Raw genomic sequence first — 21,963 nt, forward strand, 5'->3', positions numbered from 1 at the left:
AACTTCTCATCTGTTCAGGGCATCGAGGGCCAGGTTGAGCTCTAGCACATTGACCCTTGCTTCGCCGATAACGCCGAAGTCGGGTTTTTCGATCGTCTGCTCGACGAGGCTTGCAACGGCTGCGGGTTGGAGCCCCCTCGCCTGCGCCACGCGCGTCACCTGTACCTCGGCGAAGGCGGGCGAAATATGCGGGTCGAGGCCGGAGCCCGAGGTGGTGACGGCATCGCCCGGTACCGGCTGCACGATGCCGGTTGCCGTCAGCCGTGCGACATCGGCCGCCACGCGCTCCTTCAGCTTGGCCGAGGTCGTGCCGAGGTTGGAGCCCGACGAGGCTGCCGCGTTATAGGGGTCTGGCCCCGTCGCCGAGGGGCGCGGCCAGAAATACCGGTCGGAGGCGAAATTCTGGCCGATCAGGCTTGAGCCGATGACCTTGCCGTCGCGTTCTATCAGACTGCCGTTGGCTTGGGCCGGCATGACAGCCTGAGCGACGCCGTTGATTGCGAACGGATAGGCGAGACCGGTGAGTGCGGTCATGGCGACAACGAGGGTGAGTGCGGGTCTGAGATGGTTGAGCATGGTTACACCAGATGAAGAGCGCTGACGGCGATGTCGATGAGCTTGATGCCTGCAAAGGGAAGGATCAGGCCGCCGACGCCGTAGACCAGCAGGTTGCGGCGCAGGAGTGCCGCAGCACCCGATGGACGGTAGGCAACACCTTTCAGCGCGAGCGGGATGAGCGCCACGATGATCAGCGCGTTGAAGATGACGGCCGAGAGGATGGCCGACTGCGGTGACGTCAGCCCCATGATGTTGAGGGCTTCGAGCGCCGGATAGGTGGCGACGAACAGCGCCGGGATGATGGCGAAGTATTTGGCCACGTCATTGGCGATCGAGAACGTCGTCAGCGAGCCGCGCGTCATCAGGAGCTGCTTGCCGATCTCGACGATCTCGATGAGCTTGGTCGGGCTTGAATCGAGGTCGACCATATTGGCGGCCTCGCGAGCTGCCTGGGTGCCGGTTTGCATCGCGACCCCAACATCGGCCTGGGCAAGGGCCGGCGCATCATTGGTGCCGTCGCCGCACATGGCGATCAGGCGGCCGCCCTGCTGTTCCCTGCGGATATAGGCGAGCTTGTCTTCAGGCGTTGCCTGGGCGAGGAAGTCATCGACGCCGGCTTCCGAGGCGATTGCCGCGGCCGTGACCGGGTTGTCACCTGTGACCATGACCGTGCGGATGCCCATGGCACGCAGCGCCGCGAAACGTTCCTTGATACCGGGTTTGACCACGTCCTTGAGGTGGATGACGCCGAGCAGCCGGTTGCCATCGGCAACGCCGAGCGGCGTGCCGCCGGTGCGGGCCACCTGATCGACAGCGCGGCGGAATTCGGCCGGCGCATCCTGATCGGTGAGACCGGCGAACTTCAGCACCGCATCGACGGCGCCTTTGCGCAGGCGGCGCGAACCGATGTCGACGCCGGAAAGGCGGGTTTCGGCGGTGAAGCCGATGACGGCATCGAACTCGGCCTTCGGCATCGGCACGCCGAACTCGCCTGTCGCCAGCGCCATGACGGAGCGTCCCTCGGGCGTTTCGTCAGAGAGCGAGGCGATGAGAGCAGCTTCGGCCAGTTCCGCCGGGGTGACGCCCGGGGCGGCCAGAAAGTCGCTGGCCATGCGGTTGCCGAAGGTGATCGTGCCCGTCTTGTCGAGAAGCAGCGTGTCGACGTCGCCCGCAGCCTCCACCGCGCGGCCGGAGGTGGCGATCACGTTGAAGCGGACCAGGCGGTCCATGCCGGCTATGCCGATGGCCGAGAGCAGGCCGCCGATCGTGGTTGGGATCAGGGTGACGAGCAGCGCTGCCAGCACCGTCACCGAAAGCACCGTGCCGGAATAGCCGGCCAGGCCCCAGATCGCGACGCAGACAAGCAAGAAGATCAGAGTCAGGCCCGAGAGCAGGATCGACAGCGCGATCTCGTTCGGCGTCTTCTGGCGCTGGGCGCCTTCGATCAGTGCGATCATCCGGTCGACGAAGGACGAGCCCGGCTGGACGGTGATCCTGATCTTGATTTCGTCGGAGAGAACCTGCGTGCCGCCGGTGACCGCCGAACGGTCTCCACCGGACTCGCGGATGACAGGGGCGGATTCGCCGGTGATGGCGCTTTCATTGACCGAGGCGACGCCCTCGATCACTTCGCCATCGCCGGGGATCAGCTCGCCGGCTGCGACGAGAACGATATCGCCGACTTTGAGGCTGGAGGCAGGAATGGTTTCCGTCTTCCCGCTGGCTCCGAGCCGGCGGGCGACGAGTTCCGACTTGGTCTTTTTCAGGCTGTCGGCCTGAGCGCGGCCCCTACCCTCGGCCACGGCTTCAGCGAAGGTGGCGAAAAGTACGGTGAACCAGAGCCAGGCGGCGATCTGGCCGGAGAAGCCGGCCTTGCCCGGATCTTGGGCGAGGTCGCGGATGAAGAGGATCGTCACGACGATGGCGACGATCTCGGTCACGAAGATGACCGGGTTGCGGAGGAGCTTTCGCGGATCGAGCTTCACGACGGCATCGCGCATCGCCGGAAACAGGATTGCAGGGTCGAGAAGACCGGGAGCCTTGTGGTCTTTTGACATGGTGGGTCCTTTAGAAGGTCTGGCCAGCGAGCATGGCGAAGTGTTCGACGATCGGGCCGAGCACCAGTGCGGGCAGGAATTGCAGGCCGCCGAGAATGAGGATGATGCCGATCAACAGGCCGACGAAGAGCGGGCCATCGGTCGGGAAGGTGCCGGCGGAAGCGGGCGACTTCACCTTGGCGGCGAGGGATCCGGCAATCGCCATGACCGGCACGACATAGGCGAAGCGGCCGAGCAGCATGGCGATCCCGAGCGTGGTGTTGTACCAGGGCGTGTTGCCTGTGAGCCCGCCGAAGGCCGAGCCGTTGTTGCCGGCAGCCGAGGTATAGGCATAGAGGATTTCCGACAGGCCGTGCGGGCCAGCCGTGCCGATGCTTGCCACAGCAAAGGGCAGCAAGGCCGAGACTGATGTGAACCCGAGGATGACCAGCGGCAGGATGAGCACGGCGAGCATGGCGAACTTCATCTCGCGTCCCTCGATCTTCTTGCCGAGGAATTCCGGCGTGCGGCCGACCATCAGACCGGCGACGAAGACGGACAGAATTGCGAAGACCAGCATTCCATAAAGACCGGAGCCGACGCCGCCTGGCAGCACTTCGCCGAGCTGGATCAGGAACATCGGCACCAGGCCGCCCAGGCCTGTGAACGAGCCGTGCATGCCGTTGACGCCACCATCCGAGAGACCCGTCGTAACGGCTGCGTAGAGCGCGGTCATGGCCTGGCCGAAGCGGGCTTCCTTACCTTCCATATTGCCGAGTGCTGGATCGACGCCGATCGCGGTCAGGATAGTATTGCCCTGGGCCTCGGCCCAGTAGGTGACGACCACGCCTGCGATCAGCAGGACAGCCATGGCCGAGATAAGCGCCCAGCCCTGCCGGCGGTTTCCGACCATCTGGCCGAAGGTGTAAACGAGTGACGCCGAGATCGAGAGCATAGCGAAGATATTGAGGTAGTTCGACCAGGCTGTCGGATTTTCGAAAGGATGGGCGGCATTCACGTTGAAGAAGCCGCCGCCATTGGTGCCGAGCTGCTTGATCGCTTCCTGGGAGGCGACGGGGCCAAGCGAAATCACCTGACTGGCACCTTCAAGCGTCGTGGCCGTGACCGAGGCGTCGAGCGTCTGGGGCAGGCCCATGGCGACGAAGGCGAGGGCGACGATGATGGCGAGCGGCAGCAGAACGTAGAGCGTAGCCCTGGTCATATCGACCCAGAAATTGCCGAGTGTTGCGACCTTGGAGCGGGCCAGAGCGCGGGTAACAGCAACGGCCAGCGCCATGCCGGTTGCGGCGGACAGGAAGTTCTGCACGGTGAGGCCGGCCATCTGGGAGAAATGGCTCATCGTCGTCTCACCGGCATAGTTCTGCCAGTTGGTATTGGTGACGAAAGAGACGGCCGTGTTGAAGGCGAGATCAGATGGCACGCCCGGAAAGCCTTGCGGGTTCAGCGGCAGATAGGCCTGGAGCCGCAACATGGCGTAGAGAGCGAGAAAGCCGGCGAGCGAAAAGGCGAGCATGGCAAGCGTATAGCCGAGCCAGCTCTGCTCCTTTTCGGGGTTGATGCCGCCGACACGGTAGAGGTCGCGTTCCAGGCGGCCAAGCACGGGCGACAAAAGAGTCCGTTCGCCGGAAAACACCCGCGCCATGTACAGGCCGAGTGGTTTGATGACGAGGAGGACGGCGAGGAAGAGGAGGCTGATCTGCAGCCATCCGACAAGTGTCATGGATCTGCTCCCGATCAGAAACGCTCGGGACGCAGCAGCGTCACGACAAGATAGATGCCAAGGGCGATGGCGACGAAGAGGCCGAAGAGGGGTTCAAGCATCTATGCGCCCTCACAGCCGGTCGAGCGCGCGGGCGTAAAAGGCAAGCACGAGAAGCGTGCCACCGCCAAGCGCGATGAAGATGAGGTCGGACATGTCCGTTTCTCCTGTTGATACCGACACAGGATTAAGGGCGCTTCGGGTCAGGCTTCGATTGGGAAGACGTGTGAGGGGCGTAAAGAAAAGATAAGGATGCATCATCAGGGCTGGCTGTAGATCCATCACCGCTGGTGCTCAGAGCACGGAATAGTCCCTATCCCGTTCGCGCGAGTTGTCCGCTACCTCCGGCTTGGCGTTCTCGGGCGGAGATAATTGCCGCTCTCCCGCCATGTTGACGTCGACCCAAAGCCAGGGCACAAAAAAAGGCATCCACGGTCGCTCACGGCAGGAATACAGAGGAAAATCAAAGGCTTTTTTCTAGACCATTGAAATCATGTGAGAATGCAACCCCCAGCCAATCCCCCCAAAAAAGCCCTGATTTCCACGTTTTCCGTCGTGCCGGATCCCGTTTTGGCGTCATCGGCGACCTGATGCCCAAAGGTGATGCCCAAAGGTGAGCCCCAAGCCGAAATCGGCATGGCGTGACCTTCGGTCATTCCCGATCTTGTTGGAGCCTCCTTGTTGTCCTGCAAACGACGAGGTTCGAAGCTGAGCCGTAGCAGCCTTCACCGAAATCCCAACAGATCCGCTATAGCGCGATGTGGGCAGTGGCATCCGCTTCCTCACCAGTGCGTTCAGACCTTCTGCGTCGTCGCCCGTTTCTCGTCACCGGGCACGCACCTTCCGAGCCTTTTCGAACAGCTTGACCGTCGCTGCGCGCCGCGCGCTGCGACCTGATCACCGGATCGTCTCAAGTGATGAGTTAGGGGGTGATCGAGAGTTCGCCCAATCTGCTGCTCGGAGAATCTGTTGGCGCTCAATTCGACAATGTAAAGTGGTGTGTACGACGTGGAACGCTCTGGGAGTTCTTGTCGTCATCGCCTGTCCGGCTATAAGCAACCTCGACGTCGCTTGAGACGATCTGGGCAGGACAGAGAAAAGATGACGGGAACGACCGATCAAGCCCCCTACGGTCACTCGAAAAACGCATTCAGAGCCTTGCTGCTCGTGCAGGGGCTGAGCGTGTTTGCGCATAATCAATTGCGTTTCTGGCTGTTGACCTTTGTCGCCTTTGGCAATGTCTCATTTCTAGGCCTCTCTGGCGAAACCGTCATTGGGCTGAGCACCATCGTGATGGTGTTCCCCTTGCTTTTTGCTTCCGTGCCGGCTGGCCGAATGGCCGACCGGTGGGACAAGTCTTCGATCATTCGGCGGGTCAAGTTTGGCCAGTTACTGCTGTTTGCGGTGTCGGCCCAGGCGTTGTGGTGGGATAACTTCCTGCTGCTCCTGGTGTGTCTCGCGTTGTGTGGCCTCGAGAATGCGTTATTTGGCCCGGCCAGATACAGCATATTGCCTGAACTCGTTCAGCCTGCCGCACTCGTTTCCGCCAACGCTTCGATGAAGGCTACGCTCATCACGTCCATTCTCGGCGGCATGATCATGGGCAGTCTCCTGGGCCAGACGGAAGCCGGGAAAACATGGGTGGCTCTACTGGGTATTGCAGCCGCCGCTGTCGCCTGGACTGCAAGTCATGCTTTGCCGAAGCTTCAAGCCCGAGCACCTTCAATCTCGCTATCGATTTTTGAAATTCTGCTTGATTTCAGACGCGGCATGCGGACGGTTCTCAGTGTCCCGGGTGCAAAGGCACCAATCTTCGGGGCCAACTGGTTCTGGTTTCAAGGAGCCATTACAACCACCCTCTTGCCCGTGTATGTGCAGCAATCTATGGGCTTGCCGCCGAGTTCTGTGGCCGTGCTCCTCACGGTCACGAGCCTTGGTGCAGTTGCGGGGGCAGCACTTGTCAAAGCCGTTGATTGGCAAAATACGAAGGAGAAAGCACCGTTCCTGACCCTTTTGGTCATCTCGGGACCGTCGCTCTGGATCTGGTATCTCGGGACCGGCGTGAGATCGGAGAGTTTTCCGCTGGTGCTCAGCGCTCTCTTCGTCATTTCAGCCGGGACCGGTTTTTTTGTTGTTCCAGTGACCACTCTCGTGCAGCTTCTTTCTCCGGAAGCAGAGCGATCCAGATTGATTGGTGTCAGCCAGACCTTGAGCGGCATAGCTTTGGTGGCTTCAGGCCTGGTCATTACGAGCCTGGCGGCCATTGGCTTAAGGGCAGTCGATATTCTCACGCTGAACGCCATGACGACCGCGATTGTCGGGGCATTCACGCTGAGGAAATCAGTCACCTGGCTCAATGTTCATCTTGATGCGTTGCAATCAACAATCAATATTCGCCGCTTGTGAGTATGACTTTTTGAAACAGTGCATGAGCTGCAAATTTCATCGGTAAACGACCTCATTTCAAAGGTGCCTCAGCGTGAAAGAGACGTGGAACTGGAGACCGGATCTTGGGCCATGGCAGCTTGATCTGCATGGATTTCCATCGGAGCCCACGCCTGTGTCCATTTCGACCTCCAGCGTTCATCAAGCCCAGGCCTATGACTATTGGCGTTCAATCGCGTTCACCGATTTCTGTGCCGATGCCCCATCCAAACAGATCGAACACAGATTCCAGGCGTCAGCCAAGGGAGTAACTTGCGAGGCTGCCGACTTTTTCGTCACACAGTCCGATCAGGTCAGCGGCAGGCGCTTGATGAAGCACATAGACCATGACGGCCTGGACAGCATCAGCCTGGGCTTCATCCTGCAAGGGACGAGGCGGGCGCGCAGCCAAGACGGAATTGAGGCCGTCGCCAGTGCCGGGGATCTTTTTGTCTATGATGCGCGCGTTCCAAGCGAAGTGTCTTTGACGCGTCACAAGGCGATCTATCTGGTGATCCGACGCACGGAGCTAAGAGAGGTACTTGGCCCAGATATCCCGCCGGTTGCAATTCTGAAGCAGCGCCTTCAGACCTCGCCCTTGATGCCGGTTCTGCGAGAGAATCTGGGTCTGTTGTCACGTAACCACGAGACACTAACGGGCGGCGAGAGGAACGTTCTCATCGACCAAGCACGACAAATCTCGCGCCAAGCCTTCATTGACCGGACCGTAAGTTCGGTGACGAAGGAGGGCGATCCGCTGATTTTCGTGGCCGCACTACGCCATATCGAACGCAATTATGCCGATGTAAACCTCGACGTCGATAGTCTTTGTCATGCGCTGAAGTGTTCTAGATCAACGCTTTATCGCGCATTTGCCGCGCGCGATCTGAAGGTGGCGGAGACCATTCTCGCTGTCCGGCTTGATCGGGCCAAACAACTGATCGAGCAGTGTGATCCGTCTATGACGATCACGTCCATTGCCGAACAATGCGGGCTGTTTGACACTGCGAACTTTTCTCGCCAGTTCAAGCGCCGTTTCGGTATGACCCCCACGGAGCGGCGGCATGAGGTGTCGATCATCTGATCGCGCCATGATAGACCGCCTCAGGGTGTGGCCTCTTCTGCGGTCAGTCTTTTGAAGATTGCCAGATCCGCAGCGAGCACTGCGGATCTGAAGAGATGCGTCTCTGCAAAAAAACTCCCGACAGGCCCGTATCGGCCTGTCGGGAGTTTCGAGTGTTAGATTGTCACACCCAAAATACTTTAAATATAAATTGCTTCACTGAATTTTCAATAAAATTTACGATATTTACTAGCTGGCAATTCCAGGAAGGAATGGGAATATTATTCCCAAATTGTTATTCATGATACGAAGCTCTTCTTCCGTCAATTTTCCACTAATATACAAATTCAGATGATATCTATGCTGCCTTATATTCAAAACCACTGATGCGGCATATTCATCGTCGACTAGGAATCGACGCAGCCTTTCATCGTTGCCCATAGCAAGTATTATCAATCTGGGACTTATCTCGTCACGTAGATCTCCCAGACCCTCAAGGCGCGCCTCGATCAGCGCGATGCGCACCGCGTCTGTAGCTTCATTGAGAGCTGCATTTAAGCCGGCCTGTTGCGCATGTGCAGGGATGGGCAGGCCTGCCATAAGCATGCAGAAAGCAAGAGCCGCTGAAGTCCGCACGATCCGTCTCGAAAACTGCCGTGTCATGTCATACATCCCCGGTTTGCTTGTTGCTTTGCAGTAAGACATTTGGACTTCCCCTCAAAACCTGTAGTTCATGCCCGCCGAGATCCGGCTGTAGTTGAATTTGTCGTTGCCTGCCCAGGTGAGGCCGCTGACTTTCAGGTCGATCTTGTCAGACAATGCATAGGTCGCACCAAGTTCAAGGGCCATCCAGTTGGTGTCGTTTGGCGTGTCGGCCGGCGCGACAGTCTGAGACAGGATGTGATTGAAGCTGGCTTTCCCCAAAGGGTCAGATCTGGCATGACCTGATAGTCAGCGCCCAGGGTCAGCGTCATGAGTTCCGAATCCCATGACGCTTTCGGCGGATTATTGCTCGGGTCATAGCTCTGAACGTTCCAGATCTTGAGATAGCTGAGGTCTGCGGAGAGCAAGACGGGCCCGACCGGGTAGACACCTCCGATTAAGCCGCCGAGGCGTTTGCCGGTGCTGTCGCTATCGGAGCCGCCAGGGTTGGCAGCAAAGGCGTAGCTGGCATCACCGCTTCCAATTCCGCCTATCGCGCCCATGCGAAGGAAGGGCAGCGGGTAGAAGCCGAGTATGGCATCATTGTCTCGTGCATAGGCATCAGCGACGAGGTTCAACGGAAACTCTACAACCTTTGATTTTATTTAGTAGGCGGAAAAGCTGCCCCGAACGACGGCGAAGCCAACTCCGCCAAGACCGGTCGCAAGGCTGATATCGGCGCCCTTGCTCTCTGCCCGAAGTCGGGCCGGCTGTCCGTCCCTGTGCTCCAGATAGCTATAGTTTCCTTCGACGGAGAGTATGACATCGTGGAAGAAACTGGGTTGAAGTCCGTCGAGAGCGGATCGCGGTAGCGGCTTGATTTCCTTAAGGCTTGGAACACGCGAATTGTCGAAGGACCGGTCGTCTGTTTTCGCGTTACTATGGAATAGCAGCGAGGCGAAAGCTGCAGACAATAGAGCGGATCATTTCATTTCTTGAAAGCCCTTGTTTCACCAATTGGGCTTGGCTAGCAGCAATTGCAGCTGGACCAGAAGTCACTGCATCTCAAGCATCATCACTGCGTTTCACTGAGCGAAGATAACTCGCAGTGTTGCGAAATTCACGCAGCATACGATCGTTTGTCGCCGCCGATAGAGCCTGAGAGCCTTTACAAGAATGGTGTTGAGCGACGTGGCCGAGAGCTTTCCAAGGCGGTGTCTGGAGACTGAGTGGAAGCGCCATGTGGAACCCGACAACCGGCGGCGGTACAGTCGCGCTCAGCCCCGATGTGAAACTGATCATACGGATGTGATAACAAAGCCCATGATTGGATGGAGCTATGAATGGGGCGTGCTCCAGGCCTAAGTGCGCCGAGCGGCATGCGAGATCGGGTGTCCTGTCAGCATGCAGCGCTCGAAGCGTTTCGATGGGGACCGTGTAACCCTCATTCTTCGCCACCATCCGGATCTTCCTCACAGACCCAGTTGTTGTGCCGACAGGATTGATTTGCCCGGATATCTGCGCGGGGTTCTTCAATACGATCGAACTGGACAGGCGATCTGATCAAGAGAACGGAACGCGCAAGCTTGACCGACCGGTGTACTCCTCTCTCACAATCGAAGCTGCCTCCGAACTCAGCGCGGACTTGCCGCATGAGGTGAATATCAGATCCCGCGAAGCGGAAGATGGATTGCCAGTCGTCGTCCGCGGCGAAAGTCGTGCGTCCGAATGCAGGGCTTCAATGCCTTCACCAACCTGGCCTGGCTCTGAGCGGTGTCTTGAAATTCGTGATCGAGGATATGGCGGCATGAGCTCACCTATCGGTCTTTCTCAACCTAGTGCGCCGCCCAGGATCATGTCCTCCAGGTCGACCCGTCCACCAAGCCTTATTCTATTGTTCGGCAAATACAGGCGCAAAGACTGCCAGAAGGGCTTTTCCCCGCTTGCCGAATTTCCATCAGCTCGGCCTTCGCATTTTGACTGCGCCGGAGCAGGATGCGGCGTGGGATCCAGACACCAGGACCTAGCTGCCGTCGGGCCCGATTTTCAGCCTACGCATCTTCTCCCAGAGTGTTGTGCGCGAGATTTTGAGACTTTCGGCCGCGTCTTTCGCTGAGCCTTTGGCGTGCGCGAGGGCAGCTTTGATATGCGCCCGTTCGGCGGCATCGCGGACATCCGACAGCGCAGCGTTTACGTCAAGTACGCCGTGGGGGTCGGCGTCCATTGGAAGCGGCCCCTCGGGGAAGAGCGCCGCCTCTGACAAGACATGGCCGTCCCCCATGGCAACGGCTCGTTCAACACGATTGATCAGTTCGCGGATGTTGCCGGGCCAGCGGTGGCGCATTGCCGCTTCATGAGCCGCTCGGTCGATGATGATTCCACCCTGTCCGAGCCGCGCTGCTGCCGCAGACGCAAGACTCTCAAGCAGCGACGGCAATTCCTCGCGTCTGTCTCTGAGCGGCGGAAGCTTGCAGGCGATGACATTGATGCGAAACCACAGGTCTTCGCGGAACTCGCCCTCGGCCACCATGGCGCCGAGATCCTTGTTTGTGGCGCAGACGAGACGGGCTCCAAATCTGCGTGTCTCGCTTCCCCCAAGGCGTCGAAATTCCCGCGTTTCCAGCACACGCAGCAGCTTCACCTGCAACACAGGGGACAGGTCGCCTATCTCGTCCAGAAACAGCGTGCCTTCGTCCGCCTCCTCGAAGAAGCCGCGATGCAGGCCCGATGCGCCGGTGAAGGAACCGCGTTCATGGCCGAAGAGCAACGAGTCCGCGAGGTCTGCAGGCAATGCGCCGCAGTTGACCGGCACGAACGGCAGGTTTTTGCGCGGGCCGCCCTCATGGACATAGCGGGCCGCGACTTCCTTGCCCGTTCCGGTCTCGCCGAGGATCAGAACTGGCAGATCGATCTCCGCAGCACGCAGCAGTGTCGCGCCGATCTGGCGCATGACCGTGCTGCCGGAAAATGCGGCCCCGCTCTGGGCGCCGGTGCTCTTGCGGCGGCTGATGCCATGCAAGGTCTCGACGAGCTGATCGAGATCGAAGGGTTTGCTGACGTAATCGACCGCGCCGTCCCGCACCAGGCGAACGGCCTGGTCGACGTCGCCATAGGCTGTCATGAAAATGACCGGGATCAGGCCGAAACGTTCGAAATGCCGGCGCATGACGGTTTCGCCGTCGCCATCCGGCAGCCGGATATCCGACAGGATGATGTCGGGTGCTGTCGCCTTGAGCGCTGCATCGGCTTCAGCAGCCGAACGCGCCCATCTGACGCTGAAGCCCTCCAGGACAAGTCTTTGTTGCAGCGAATGACCAAGCGTCGCGTCGTCCTCGACCACCAGTATGCGACCTGCCGTCACCATGTCATGTCTCCGCTTCGCCCTGCTGTGCCGTAACCAGCGTCAGCTGGACGTTGGTTCCCTTGCTGTCGCTGCGGATCGCCAAATCAGCTCCAATCCGCTCGACCAGCGAGGCGACGATCCAGATACCGATGCTGCGCTCCACGGGGATGTCGTTGACCCGGCCCGAAATCATGGCAGCGACGATCTCCGGCGGCATACCCGGTCCCTCGTCCGCGACACTGAGGACAACCGTCTGGGCATCCTTGCGTGTGAGAGAAACGGTGACGGTGGATCCCGGTGGCGATGCGCGGACGGCATTCAGCATCAGATTGATCAGAATCTGGCGCAGGGCATCAACGTCGACGCGGAACTCCGTCGGCTCCTCGAACTTCCAGTCGAGCCCGACGCCAGCGCGGCCCGCTTCCGGAGCGATCAAGATCTCAAGGTCGCGAAGGTCCTGGGCCGTGATCATTCGCGCTCCGGACCGCCGGCGATAGGTGGACAGTGTGACGTCGACCACCCGGCCGATACTGTCGAGCCCGTTCTCCAGAAAGTCCAGCGTCTCCTTCCGCACCTCTTCTCGCTCGCCAAAGCGCTTGAGCGTGGAGATGCCATTCTTCAGCCCGGCTAGCGGATTGCGCACTTCGTGGGCAATGCTGGCTGCCATACGAGCCAGAAGTCCGTCGCGCTCCTGCTGCGCCATCTGCTCGAGGATGGTGACCCTTTGGGCCTCCGATTGCTCGCGCATGGCAAGTGCCGCCTCCAGTTGGCGCAATTCGTTGCCGCGTCGCCAGTCGGCACCGGTCGTCGAGGAGCCCCCACGGTCTGCCAGCCGGTCGATAAACTGATCGAGTGGCTTGAGCGAGCGCCGCGTGACGACATAAGCCGCAGCCGCCGCGATGATCGCCACCAGTATGTCGATCCCGAGCGCCGCGCTGAACGCAGCATCCGTGGCCGCTTCAAGCGGCAGGGTGTCAAAGGTCGCGGCGAGATAGAGACGCCCCTCGTCCATACCATAACTGCGCGCGACCAGAAGAACGGATCTCTCCGAGACCAAGCGCGCGCTGGCTTCGTCGGGGCCGCTGGCTTGCGCCTCTGTCAAGGCAGCATCGAGCAGATCCCCATCGCTTTCGGCCAGCGTCACCGTGATCGTCTCACCGGACTGGTCCGTCCAGCGAGCCGCGATGCTTTCTTCGAGAAGCGCTGTCCGAAACTCGAGCGAAGCCGCAAGGGTCCGCTGCACGGATTGCTGCGCATCGGCCTCCTTGATCTCGGCGGCAATATTGCCCGCCACGGCATCGAGAAAGACCAGCGCCTGATCGCGCAGGCCCGTCTCGTTGCTCGATCGCAGAGCCATGATGCCGATCTGTGTCGTGCCGACGGCCACCAGGAACATTGCGACTGCCACGAAGAGTGGCAGCGCGATGGAGAGAGGCAGTTTGGGACGCGAAAGCAGGGACATTGAGATTGATTAGACCAACACGCGCTTTGCCTGCCAGCACATTATTCCAAGCGAGCCCTCATCGTTCCATCACCAGGACGTCACCGGTCATGTCCGGTGCGATTCGGTCGAGCCAGGGCGCGCCGAACCAGTTCGTCCGCAGTGGCCGTGGTGTGCGGCCCAGCACCACTGCACGTATGCCAACGATCCCGGGCGGGATAGCGCAGACACTGTCCGGCGCGGCATGATGCGTGTAGCCACAACCGAAACGGTCAGCGATCTCGGCCAGTGCCGCATCCTTCAGCCGCTTGTCTGCAACATGCACGATCTGCGTTACCTCCCAAACATGATTGAGAAGTGACCATTCGACGAGCGGGGCGAGATGATCTTCGCCACAATCGCGCACCACCAGCGTGCGTGCCGTCTCGAGCAATGGCGTCTTGGCAACGAATAGCACCGGACCGCCATGGCAGCTCGGCAGCCGCAGAAGACCATCCGGATCCCAGGTGGTGCGGTCCATGCGTGCCTCGACCTGATGATGGAACCAGCCCTGACACGGCAGAACCAGAAGAGTTTGGCCTGGTAGGGTCTCGCAGCGGAGAATGGCTTCGGGATCGCCTTCATCATAGTGCAGGATCGAAGCCACGTCCGTCTCCGCCGTGATCGATTTGAACTCGCTGATGGCGTCGCTCGCCCGCTCGCGGATCAAGCGACGCATTCGCGCCTGGTCGGCGGTGGCATGGATCGCACGCGTGTCAATAAGGGTGTAGGCCGAGAGGCTCGCGCCGGTTCTCTTGGCGATCGAAAAAGCGCGTTCCGCGACTTGTGCCACCTGTCCGTCGATGATGGCGAATCGTACAGTCTCGAGAGCCGGCAGTACCGGCATGTCGATGCGCGGCGTCGGTCTTGGCTCAGGGGCTCGGTCCTGCCTCTCGCTCAAAGGCGTTTTCGGCGCCACGGAAACCCAGCCGCTCCGCTTGCCGAGCGACTGGCCGGCACGCGTCAGCACACCGGAAAGGGCGTCATCGCCCGACAGAGTCAACTGCGCACCCGACACATAGGCTGCTCGACCGAGGAGATGGCCGGCGACCGGCACGGTGAGCAGCAGGAAGACGACGGTCAGGATACCCATGACAGTCGCGTCCAGCGCGCCATAGGCGATGACACTGCCGATAATCACCAGGCCAGCACCCAGCGTGCCGGCTTTGGTGGCCGCGTGCATGCGCTGAAACGGATCGGCAAGCTTGATGACACCGAGAGCGGCAATGCAGAGAAACGCAACGCCCGCAAGTTTGAACAGAATGGACAGGAGTGCGAGCATCACGCGTCCTCCTTTTTCTTTTCAAGAAGCGCAGACAGCGAGCATGTCGCGAGGAAACCGATTAACGCGATCCCGAAGGCGACGTCGAGGAACTCGCGTCGCCCGGTGACGATCATGGTCAGGGCGGCTATGGCGACTGCAATGCCGGTCAGCATGTCAAGTGCAATGAAGCGGTCGGCATAGCCGGGGCCAGTGACCATGCGGACGGCGGCAAGAAGCAGGGGTACCATCAAAATCGCAATCATGACGGCGGCAAACGTTGATAGGATCCCATCCAGGAGCGCAATCATCCTTCGATCTCCTTTATGCGTGTCTCGAACGTGTTCTTGATGCTGGCCACCACCGCATCGGGTTGTGGCGCATTGAGAACGTGAACATAGAGGGTCCTCAGGTCCTCGCTGACATGCAGCGAGGTGGTGCCGGGTGTCAGGCTCACGCAGTTCGCAAGCGCCGTAACGCCGGCTCTGCTGCGCAGATCAAGCGGCACGGCGAGGATCGCTGGCTTGACAAGCGAGCTGTCGCCAAGCACCTGACGGGCAACGGCAATCGACGAACGAATGAGTTCGTTGATGAAGACCAGTCCCAGTGTCATGGATCTGCCGATACGGTTCACGAGGGTCATGGCGTCACTCCTGCTGTTGCGTGGTGGTCGATCATGGCACCAATCAGATCAGCCTGATTCCCGATGCTATCGGCGGCGAGGTTGGAAAAGGCGACCAGAGGTTCTGGGTTGATGCCGATCGCCAGTGTGATGGCCCCGAGCACCACGATGGGCGCCATCATGGCAGCCGGCACATGGCGTATTCGGGTTTTTCGGACAGGCTCCTTCCAGAAAGCTTCAATCCAGATCTTGCTCATCGAGAAGATCGTCAGGAGGCTGACAAAGAGCGCGATGCCTGCAAGCCACGCCTCATCTCCCTGGAAGGAAGCATCGACCACCATCAGCTTCGCCCAGAAGCCCGAAAGCGGCGGAATGCCGGCCAGGGAAAGTGCCGGAATGGCGAAAAGTACCGCCAGCCACGGCGAGGACTTCATCAATCCACCGGACTTGCGAAGGTCAAAGGACCCGGTCGCCCGGTGGATGGCGCCTGCGATGAAGAACAGGTTCGCCTTCACCACGATGTGGTGGATGATGTAGAAGACCGCGCCAGCCATGGCGAGGGGGGTGGCGATCGCCAGCCCCAGCATGATGTAGCCGATCTGGCTGATGATGTGAAACGACAGGATACGGCGGACATCCCACTGCACGGCCGCCCCGAAGACGCCGAACAGCATAGTGCCCGCAGCAAACACGCCGATCAATGGCTTCAGGGTCCCGTTGTCGATTTCGAAGAGCAGGGTGAAGACGCGGAAAAGGGCGTAGACCCCGACCTTGGTCAGAAGCCCTGCGAACACCGCCGACACGATGATCGATGCCGTGTGGTAGGAGGCCGGAAGCCAGAAGAACATCGGGAAGAAGCCTGCCTTGATGCCGAAGGCGAGCAGGAACATCATCGCCGACAGGGTGAGCGCAGCCGAAGATTCGGTCTGCGGCAGGACCATGGCCAAATCTGCCATGTTCAAGGTACCGGTGGCGCCGTAGAGCAACCCAATCGCCATCAGGAAGAGGATCGTGGAAAGGAGGTTGAGGACGGCATATTTGATCGCCCCGTCGATCTGGGCGCGCGTTCGGTCCAGCGTGATCAGGCCCAGTGTTGCGATCAGCATCACTTCGAACCAGACATAGAGATTGAAGATGTCGCCAGTCAGAAATGCGCCGTTCACCCCGATCATCAAGCCGAGAAACAGCGGGTAGAAGCCCGAGCGAACCTGACGCTGGCGAAGGTCAGCGACGGAGAAGATCAGGGCGCAGAGCGCCAGGAGGCTTGAGATCACCACCATCGCGACGCTGAAGCGATCCGCGACGAACACGACGCCGAAAGGTGGCATCCAGCTGCCGAAGGTCTTGGTCAGTATGCCGCCGACCATGACCGCGTTGGCAAGCATGAAGGACGCGCCGAGCGTCATGATCATGACGGTGAGCGCGACGATGCGCTGCACCGCCGGCCGCGCGTGAAAGGCGGCCGCCAGCGCCGCCCCGACAAGCGGCAGGACAACGGGCCACAGGAGAAGTGTGTCAGCCATTGCGGATGGCCTCCTTTTCGAAGGGCGAGCCGAGTGCTTCGGCATCGGTATGCTCGTCGGTAAAGACGGAGCCGATCGTGTAGTAGGCCTTGAGCACGAGGGCTGCTGCGAACGAGACGAGGGCGAATCCGATCACGATCGCGGTCAGGATGAGCGCCTGGGGCAGAGGATTTGCGGCTCCTTCGGCCAGTGTCTGCGATCCCTGCTGGATGACCGGGGGGGCCGTGAACTGAAGACCGCCCGCGATGAAGATCAGAAGGTTCGCTGCCGTCGACAGCAGCACCACCCCGAACAGGATGCGCATCACATGGCGTGACAGGAGGAGGTAGATGCCGGCACCCATCTGGGCGGCGACGGCAAATGCGTAGATCAGGCTCACTGTTCTACTCCTTCATAAAAACGGAAGACCAGGGAAAGCACACCGCCGATGACGACCATGAAGACGCCGATATCGAAGGCGGTGGCGGTGCCGAGATGCGTGGAGCCAAGCTCGAACCACCAATGCGTCAGGAACGAGCCATCCGAGACAAGGCCGGGGATACCGCTGACGAAGGCGAGCACGAGGCCGGCCCCAATCAGGCCGACCGGGTGAACGATCAGGGCCTTGCGGGCCTTTGCCACGCTGTCGGAGAGCGCAAGAAGCGCAAAGGCAAGCGCCGCGAACAGGCCACCGATGAAGCCGCCGCCCGGCTCGTTATGGCCGCGAAACAGCATGAAGACAGCCGCACCCAGCAGAAGCACGAAGAACAGGCGGGACATGGTGGAAAAGATGACGGACATGATCGGTCACTCCTTGTTGCGGGCGGGTTTGAGGGAGCCGCGCAGCAGTCCCCATGCGGCGATGGTGGCAATGGCGACGACGACGATCTCGCCGAGCGTATCGATAGCGCGGTAATCGACGAGAATGACGTTCACGACGTTGCGGCCATAGGCTTCGAGGTAGCTGGTCTCGCCGAAATAGTCGGAAAGGCGCAGGTCGATCGGTGTGACGCCGATGGAGGCGAGCGCGATGAACATCATCCCGGCGAAGCCTGCGGCGATCATGCCGTCGCGCCGGCGCTCGGAAAGCGTGCGCGAATGACGGCGTCGCGAGGGCAACTTGAGAAGCACGGCCGTCATCAGGATCACGATCAGCGTTTCAACCGCCATCTGTGTCAGAGCGAGGTCCGGAGCGCCGTTCAGCATGAAGATCACGGCCGAGCCGAAGCCTACGATGCCGACGGAGACGAGGCCCGCAATCAGCGAGCGGACGATGATCGTGGCAATCGCGCCGACGACTGTCAGCATCAGGACAAATGCGACCGAGATGCGGATGTGGCCCTCCGAGGCCAGGAACTCGGCAGACGGAGCCGCCAGGAAGGCGATCGCAAGGCCTAGTGTGACCATGAGGACCACAAGTGTGGTGTAGCGATGTTGATCGCCGTTCTGGAGCACCCTGGTCGACAGCCGCGCCGCTGCGAGAACGCCGTTGAGGGCCTTGTGGTAGAAGCGGTCGCCGAGGAAGGCGTAGAGCCTGTCGTAACGGCGCAGCGCGTTATGGATCCGGGTCCACTGAACGATGATGACGGCACCGATGGCGACAACGAGCATTGACAGGACCAGCATCGGCGTCAGGCCGTGCCAGAGCTTGAAGGAAACATCGACCGGCTGACCGAGGAGTGCCGACGCGGCCGGGCCAATGAGCCACTGTCCTGCGGGTGCGGGTATCAAGCCGATCAGAATGCCGCCGGCGGCGAGCAGCAATGGACCTGCCAGAAGGCCTGATGTCTCGCCATGATGGATCTCCCGTCCAGTCTCGGACTTGAGGTAGAACGGACGGATCGACACGACGCCGGCCACGCCGACCATCACGGCATTGACGAGAACCGCAGCCGCGATCGGCAGGATGTTCCAGTCATTGGCAAGCTGCGCTTCGAACAGATATTCCTTCGAGATGAAGCCGACGAAAGGCGGCAGGCCGGCCATCGACAGGCTGGCAAGCACGGCAGCAACGGCGGTGACGGGCAGGAAGCGGGCGAGGCCCGCCAGCTTATGAAGCCGGGTTTCCCCCGTCGCATGGATGGCGGTGCCGGCGCAGAAGAAGAGTGCCGCCTTGTAGAGCGCATGGCTGAGAATAAAGCCGACGGTGGCAACTGCGGCGACTTCGCCTGTCAGGCCGATCAGCATCACCAGAATGCCGAGCGAGGCGACGGTGGATTGGGCGAGAACCGCCTTGAAGCCTTCGGCGCGAAGCGCCTGCAGAGCAGCAATGATCATGGTCAAGGACCCGAAAATCACCAGCGTGTGTCCGAAGCCCGGCATGCCGGCAAACACACCGTCGAAGCGCGCGAGCAGGAAGACGCCGAGCTTCACCATGGTCGCCGAATGCAGATAGGCGGAGGCGGGCGTCGGCGCGGCCATGGCATTGGGCAGCCAGAAGTGGAACGGGAACTGCGCGCTCTTGGTGAATGCGCCGATCATGATCAGGACTGCGATCGGGATGGCCCAGTTGCCGGCAACCAGCTCGTTCGAGCGTGCGAGCACTTCCGTGAACGAGAAGGTGCCGAGCGTCATGCCGATGAGAAGGATGCCGGCAAACAGCGCGAGGCCGCCGCCGCCAGTGACGATCAAAGACTGCAGCGCCGACTTGCGAGCCGCTTCCTTGTGACCGTCGAAGCCGATCAGCAGGAAGGAGGCGAGGCTCGTCAGTTCCCAGAAGACGAACATGACAATGAGATTGTCCGACAGGACGGTTCCCAGCATCGCGGTCATGAACAGCATGATGAGACTGAGGAAACGCCCGATCTCGGCGCTCGGCTTTTCGGCGAAATACGCCCCCGCATAGATCACCACCAGCGTTCCGATACCGCTGATCAGCAAGCCAAACAGCAGTGCGAAACCGTCCAGGCGGAAGGCGAGTTCGACGCCGAGCGAGGGCACCCAGGCCAGCTGCGCGATTAACGCCTCTCCGTTTGCCACTGGAGCGAGGTGCGTCAGAAGCGATGCGAAGATGTACAGAGGTATGAGGCTCACCACCCAGCCGGTGTATCGCCCGAGCAGCGACGAGGCCGGTTTGGCGATGATGGCCCCGGCCAGTGCGATTAGTATGGTCCACTCAAAGTTCACGGTACGAGTTCCTCTTGTTGTCCATTATGGGGCAGCAAGAGGCGTGCCAGTCTGAAGTTCACTTAAAATCAATAGCTTGCCCGGCGAGGTACTTTCCGCATGTTCGGATATCCGAACGGCGGCCCGCCGGAATCCGGAATTCCGAACACGTTTTCCATTCGCAGGTGTCGAATTGCGACAGAGCGGCTCAACCATTTCCGCACTGCCGTCCGGACCTGTTGAGGGGAACCATCTGCCTCCCGAGACAATTGCCCAAACAACAGAGCATGACGGGGAAAGCGATTAGCTCGACCGGGCCCTGCAAAGCCGGCTGGTGGCTCCTGGAACCCAACGCCGGCGCCACCAGAAGGCAACAGCCTCCTGCTGCTCAGCGCTGTTCGCTCACGTTGGCCAAATGCACGCAAACCGCTTCTGCCGCGAGAGGGGATCGTGGTGAAGAAAAGTGGCTTCGGCTGCCCGGCTGAACACTGCACCGACACCGATCAGAACAGGTTCGTCGACGCCGATTGTCCGCATGGCGTCTGCCAGGCTCCCAAGGGGACCTGCCCAGCAACGCTCTAGCGGGTGGCTGACTGAGGAAACCACCACGACAGGCGTGTCGGAGTTCATGCCGTTGTCCCTCAGACGCTGCTCGATCTGGCCGGGATGCGCCCGCCCATATAGAAGATCGAAGTCTGGTTCGGCACGGCAAGCGAGGCCCAGTCAACGGTTCTCGGCAGCTCACGATGGCGGACCTCAGCCCAATTATTTTATTTATTAAATTAATTCTTGACGCTGGCCATTCGATGTGGCTTTTTGCGACCGTCGGCATCGGGAAAACCGACGGAGGAGCAAAATCATGAAATTTCCGAACAAGTCTTTCGAAATGTCGCGGCGCCACTTCCTGGCAACCACGGGCTCGGCCATTGCTGCCTCCGCCCTTTCAACCCCGGCCATCGGCCAGACCCGCGAACTGACCATCATCTCCAACCGTGGAAATGTTGACCAGCGCAAGGCGCTGGAAACCATAGCGGCTGCTTTCGGCAAGGAAGCGGGCGTGAGCGTGTCGGTCAACAACATGGACCACGAGGCACACAAGACCGCCATTCGCAACTATCTCGTCACCAGCCCTCCGGACATCTGCTTCTGGTTCTCGGGCAGCCGCATGCGGTCCTTCGTTACCCGCGGCCTGTTCGAAGACATTTCTGATCTGGTGGCGCGAGAGAACTATGCCGATGTCATCGGCAATACGCTGGGTTCGGTCACCGTCGACGGCAAACAGTATGGTCTGCCAACCGGCGGCATTCTCTGGGGCCTGTTCTACCGCCAGGACACGTTCGACCAATTTGGCCTCACGGTGCCGAAGACTTTCGATGACTTCTTCACGCTTGCTGAGAAATCCAAGGCTTCCGGCCTGGTGCCCATGAGCATCGGCACCAAGGATCAGTGGCCCTGCGGCGGCTGGTTCGACCACATGAACCTGCGCATCAACGGCCTCGAGCATCACATGGATCTGATGGCCGGCAAGATCCAGTATACCGACAGCTCGCTGAAGGAGATCTTTGATCGCTGGGAAGCGCTGATCAAGGCCGACCTCTTCACGCCCAATCATACCTCCTTCAACTGGGATCCGGCAGCAGCCGCACTCGTCCAGAAGAAGGCTGCCATGATGGATCTGGGCAACTTCATCAAATACGCCTTCCCGGCGGAAGACCTGTCTCAGGTGCGGTTTGCCCCCTTCCCCGAAATCAAGGCAGGGCTCGAGCAGTACGAGGACTTCTCGGTGGATTCGATCCACATGCCCTCGGGTGCCAAGAACAAGGATGCGGCACGCGAGTTCCTTGCCTACTTCTACCGCCCGGAAAACCTGTCGGCCTACCTGATGCCCGAGGGCAATGTGCCGGCCCGCAGCGATTGCGAAATCGGTGACGATCCGATCCTCAAAATGTCGCTCGAGGCGTTGAAGAGCGTCAAGGGGACCGCGCAGTTCTATGATCGCGACAGCGACCCGGATCTCGCCCAGGCCGGTCTGAAGGGCCTTCAGGAGTTCATGGTCCGGCCGGAACGGCGCGACAGCATCCTTGCCCAGATCGAGCGCACCCGCGCCCGCATCCACGGCTGAACTCTGTAGCGCGGGCGAACGGCGT

The 21,963-nt window shown here is 60.3% G+C and carries 19 protein-coding genes; 3 read left to right on the forward strand and 16 right to left on the reverse strand.

Going from position 1 to position 21,963, the window contains the following annotated elements; translation table 11 throughout:
- Window positions 1-6: 6 nt before the first annotated feature.
- Genes kdpC through kdpF form a run of 4 tightly spaced genes read right to left on the reverse strand, consistent with a single transcriptional unit; the run spans window position 7 to window position 4,436 of the window.
- On the reverse strand, window positions 7-576 hold the full coding sequence (gene kdpC, locus H6M51_RS20135) for a potassium-transporting ATPase subunit KdpC (RefSeq protein WP_185811590.1): 570 nt from the start codon (window positions 574-576) through the stop codon (window positions 7-9).
- A 2-nt stretch (window positions 577-578) separates the two neighbouring features.
- Window positions 579-2,615, reverse strand: a complete 2,037-nt coding sequence (gene kdpB / locus H6M51_RS20140) for a potassium-transporting ATPase subunit KdpB (protein ID WP_185811591.1) — start codon at window positions 2,613-2,615, stop codon at window positions 579-581.
- 10 nt (window positions 2,616-2,625) lie between these two features.
- On the reverse strand, window positions 2,626-4,335 hold the full coding sequence (gene kdpA, locus H6M51_RS20145; RefSeq protein WP_185811592.1) for a potassium-transporting ATPase subunit KdpA: 1,710 nt from the start codon (window positions 4,333-4,335) through the stop codon (window positions 2,626-2,628).
- Window positions 4,336-4,349: 14 nt separating this feature from the next.
- Window positions 4,350-4,436 carry a K(+)-transporting ATPase subunit F gene (kdpF, locus tag H6M51_RS25075; protein WP_113377767.1) on the reverse strand — a complete coding sequence of 29 codons (87 nt, stop codon included), beginning with the start codon at window positions 4,434-4,436 and terminating at the stop codon, window positions 4,350-4,352.
- A gap of 1,039 nt (window positions 4,437-5,475) precedes the next feature.
- On the opposite strand from kdpF, the gene H6M51_RS20155 reads away from it, so the two are divergent.
- On the forward strand, window positions 5,476-6,780 hold the full coding sequence (locus tag H6M51_RS20155; RefSeq protein ID WP_185811593.1) for an MFS transporter: 1,305 nt from the start codon (window positions 5,476-5,478) through the stop codon (window positions 6,778-6,780).
- Between the two features lie 154 nt (window positions 6,781-6,934).
- Window positions 6,935-7,882, forward strand: coding sequence for an AraC family transcriptional regulator (locus tag H6M51_RS24985; protein ID WP_185811594.1), 948 nt, complete (start codon window positions 6,935-6,937; stop codon window positions 7,880-7,882).
- A gap of 228 nt (window positions 7,883-8,110) precedes the next feature.
- Here H6M51_RS24985 and H6M51_RS20165 read toward each other — a convergent pair whose 3' ends face one another.
- From H6M51_RS20165 to mbhE, 12 genes are all read right to left on the reverse strand, one after another.
- Window positions 8,111-8,566, reverse strand: coding sequence for a hypothetical protein (locus H6M51_RS20165; protein WP_185811595.1), 456 nt, complete (start codon window positions 8,564-8,566; stop codon window positions 8,111-8,113).
- A 12-nt stretch (window positions 8,567-8,578) separates the two neighbouring features.
- Window positions 8,579-8,785: an autotransporter outer membrane beta-barrel domain-containing protein gene (locus H6M51_RS20170; RefSeq protein WP_185811596.1), complete on the reverse strand. Its 207-nt coding sequence runs from the start codon at window positions 8,783-8,785 to the stop codon at window positions 8,579-8,581.
- A 383-nt stretch (window positions 8,786-9,168) separates the two neighbouring features.
- The gene (locus H6M51_RS20175; RefSeq protein ID WP_185811597.1) at window positions 9,169-9,477 is read right to left on the reverse strand and encodes a hypothetical protein; all 309 of its coding nucleotides are present in this window, start codon (window positions 9,475-9,477) and stop codon (window positions 9,169-9,171) included.
- 1,049 nt (window positions 9,478-10,526) lie between these two features.
- Window positions 10,527-11,867 (reverse strand): sigma-54 dependent transcriptional regulator, encoded by a 1,341-nt coding sequence (locus tag H6M51_RS20180; protein WP_185811598.1) that lies wholly within the window; start codon window positions 11,865-11,867, stop codon window positions 10,527-10,529.
- Window position 11,868: 1 nt separating this feature from the next.
- The gene (locus H6M51_RS20185; protein ID WP_185811599.1) at window positions 11,869-13,308 is read right to left on the reverse strand and encodes a sensor histidine kinase; all 1,440 of its coding nucleotides are present in this window, start codon (window positions 13,306-13,308) and stop codon (window positions 11,869-11,871) included.
- Window positions 13,309-13,366: 58 nt separating this feature from the next.
- Entirely contained in the window at window positions 13,367-14,608 is a 1,242-nt protein-coding gene (locus H6M51_RS20190) for a monovalent cation/H(+) antiporter subunit G (protein ID WP_185811600.1), read from the reverse strand.
- Window positions 14,608-14,898, reverse strand: coding sequence for a monovalent cation/H+ antiporter complex subunit F (locus H6M51_RS20195; protein WP_185811601.1), 291 nt, complete (start codon window positions 14,896-14,898; stop codon window positions 14,608-14,610). Before H6M51_RS20195 ends, H6M51_RS20190 begins: the two co-directional genes overlap by 1 nt.
- A complete protein-coding gene (locus H6M51_RS20200; protein ID WP_185811602.1) occupies window positions 14,895-15,230 on the reverse strand; it encodes a Na+/H+ antiporter subunit E in 336 nt (111 codons plus the stop codon). Before H6M51_RS20200 ends, H6M51_RS20195 begins: the two co-directional genes overlap by 4 nt.
- The gene (locus H6M51_RS20205) at window positions 15,227-16,732 is read right to left on the reverse strand and encodes a Na+/H+ antiporter subunit D (RefSeq protein WP_185811603.1); all 1,506 of its coding nucleotides are present in this window, start codon (window positions 16,730-16,732) and stop codon (window positions 15,227-15,229) included. Before H6M51_RS20205 ends, H6M51_RS20200 begins: the two co-directional genes overlap by 4 nt.
- Entirely contained in the window at window positions 16,725-17,111 is a 387-nt protein-coding gene (locus tag H6M51_RS20210; RefSeq protein ID WP_185811604.1) for an NADH-quinone oxidoreductase subunit K, read from the reverse strand. Before H6M51_RS20210 ends, H6M51_RS20205 begins: the two co-directional genes overlap by 8 nt.
- Window positions 17,108-17,512, reverse strand: coding sequence for an MnhB domain-containing protein (locus tag H6M51_RS24510; RefSeq protein ID WP_210314884.1), 405 nt, complete (start codon window positions 17,510-17,512; stop codon window positions 17,108-17,110). Before H6M51_RS24510 ends, H6M51_RS20210 begins: the two co-directional genes overlap by 4 nt.
- A 6-nt stretch (window positions 17,513-17,518) precedes the next feature.
- On the reverse strand, window positions 17,519-19,837 hold the full coding sequence (gene mbhE / locus H6M51_RS20215) for a hydrogen gas-evolving membrane-bound hydrogenase subunit E (RefSeq protein WP_348644546.1): 2,319 nt from the start codon (window positions 19,835-19,837) through the stop codon (window positions 17,519-17,521).
- An 838-nt stretch (window positions 19,838-20,675) separates the two neighbouring features.
- Here mbhE and H6M51_RS20220 point away from each other — a divergent pair.
- The gene (locus H6M51_RS20220) at window positions 20,676-21,938 is read left to right on the forward strand and encodes an ABC transporter substrate-binding protein (RefSeq protein WP_185811605.1); all 1,263 of its coding nucleotides are present in this window, start codon (window positions 20,676-20,678) and stop codon (window positions 21,936-21,938) included.
- Window positions 21,939-21,963: the final 25 nt, after the last annotated feature.

It is taken from the genome of Rhizobium sp. AQ_MP (genome assembly GCF_014237835.1).
Classification (GTDB): domain Bacteria; phylum Pseudomonadota; class Alphaproteobacteria; order Rhizobiales; family Rhizobiaceae; genus Allorhizobium.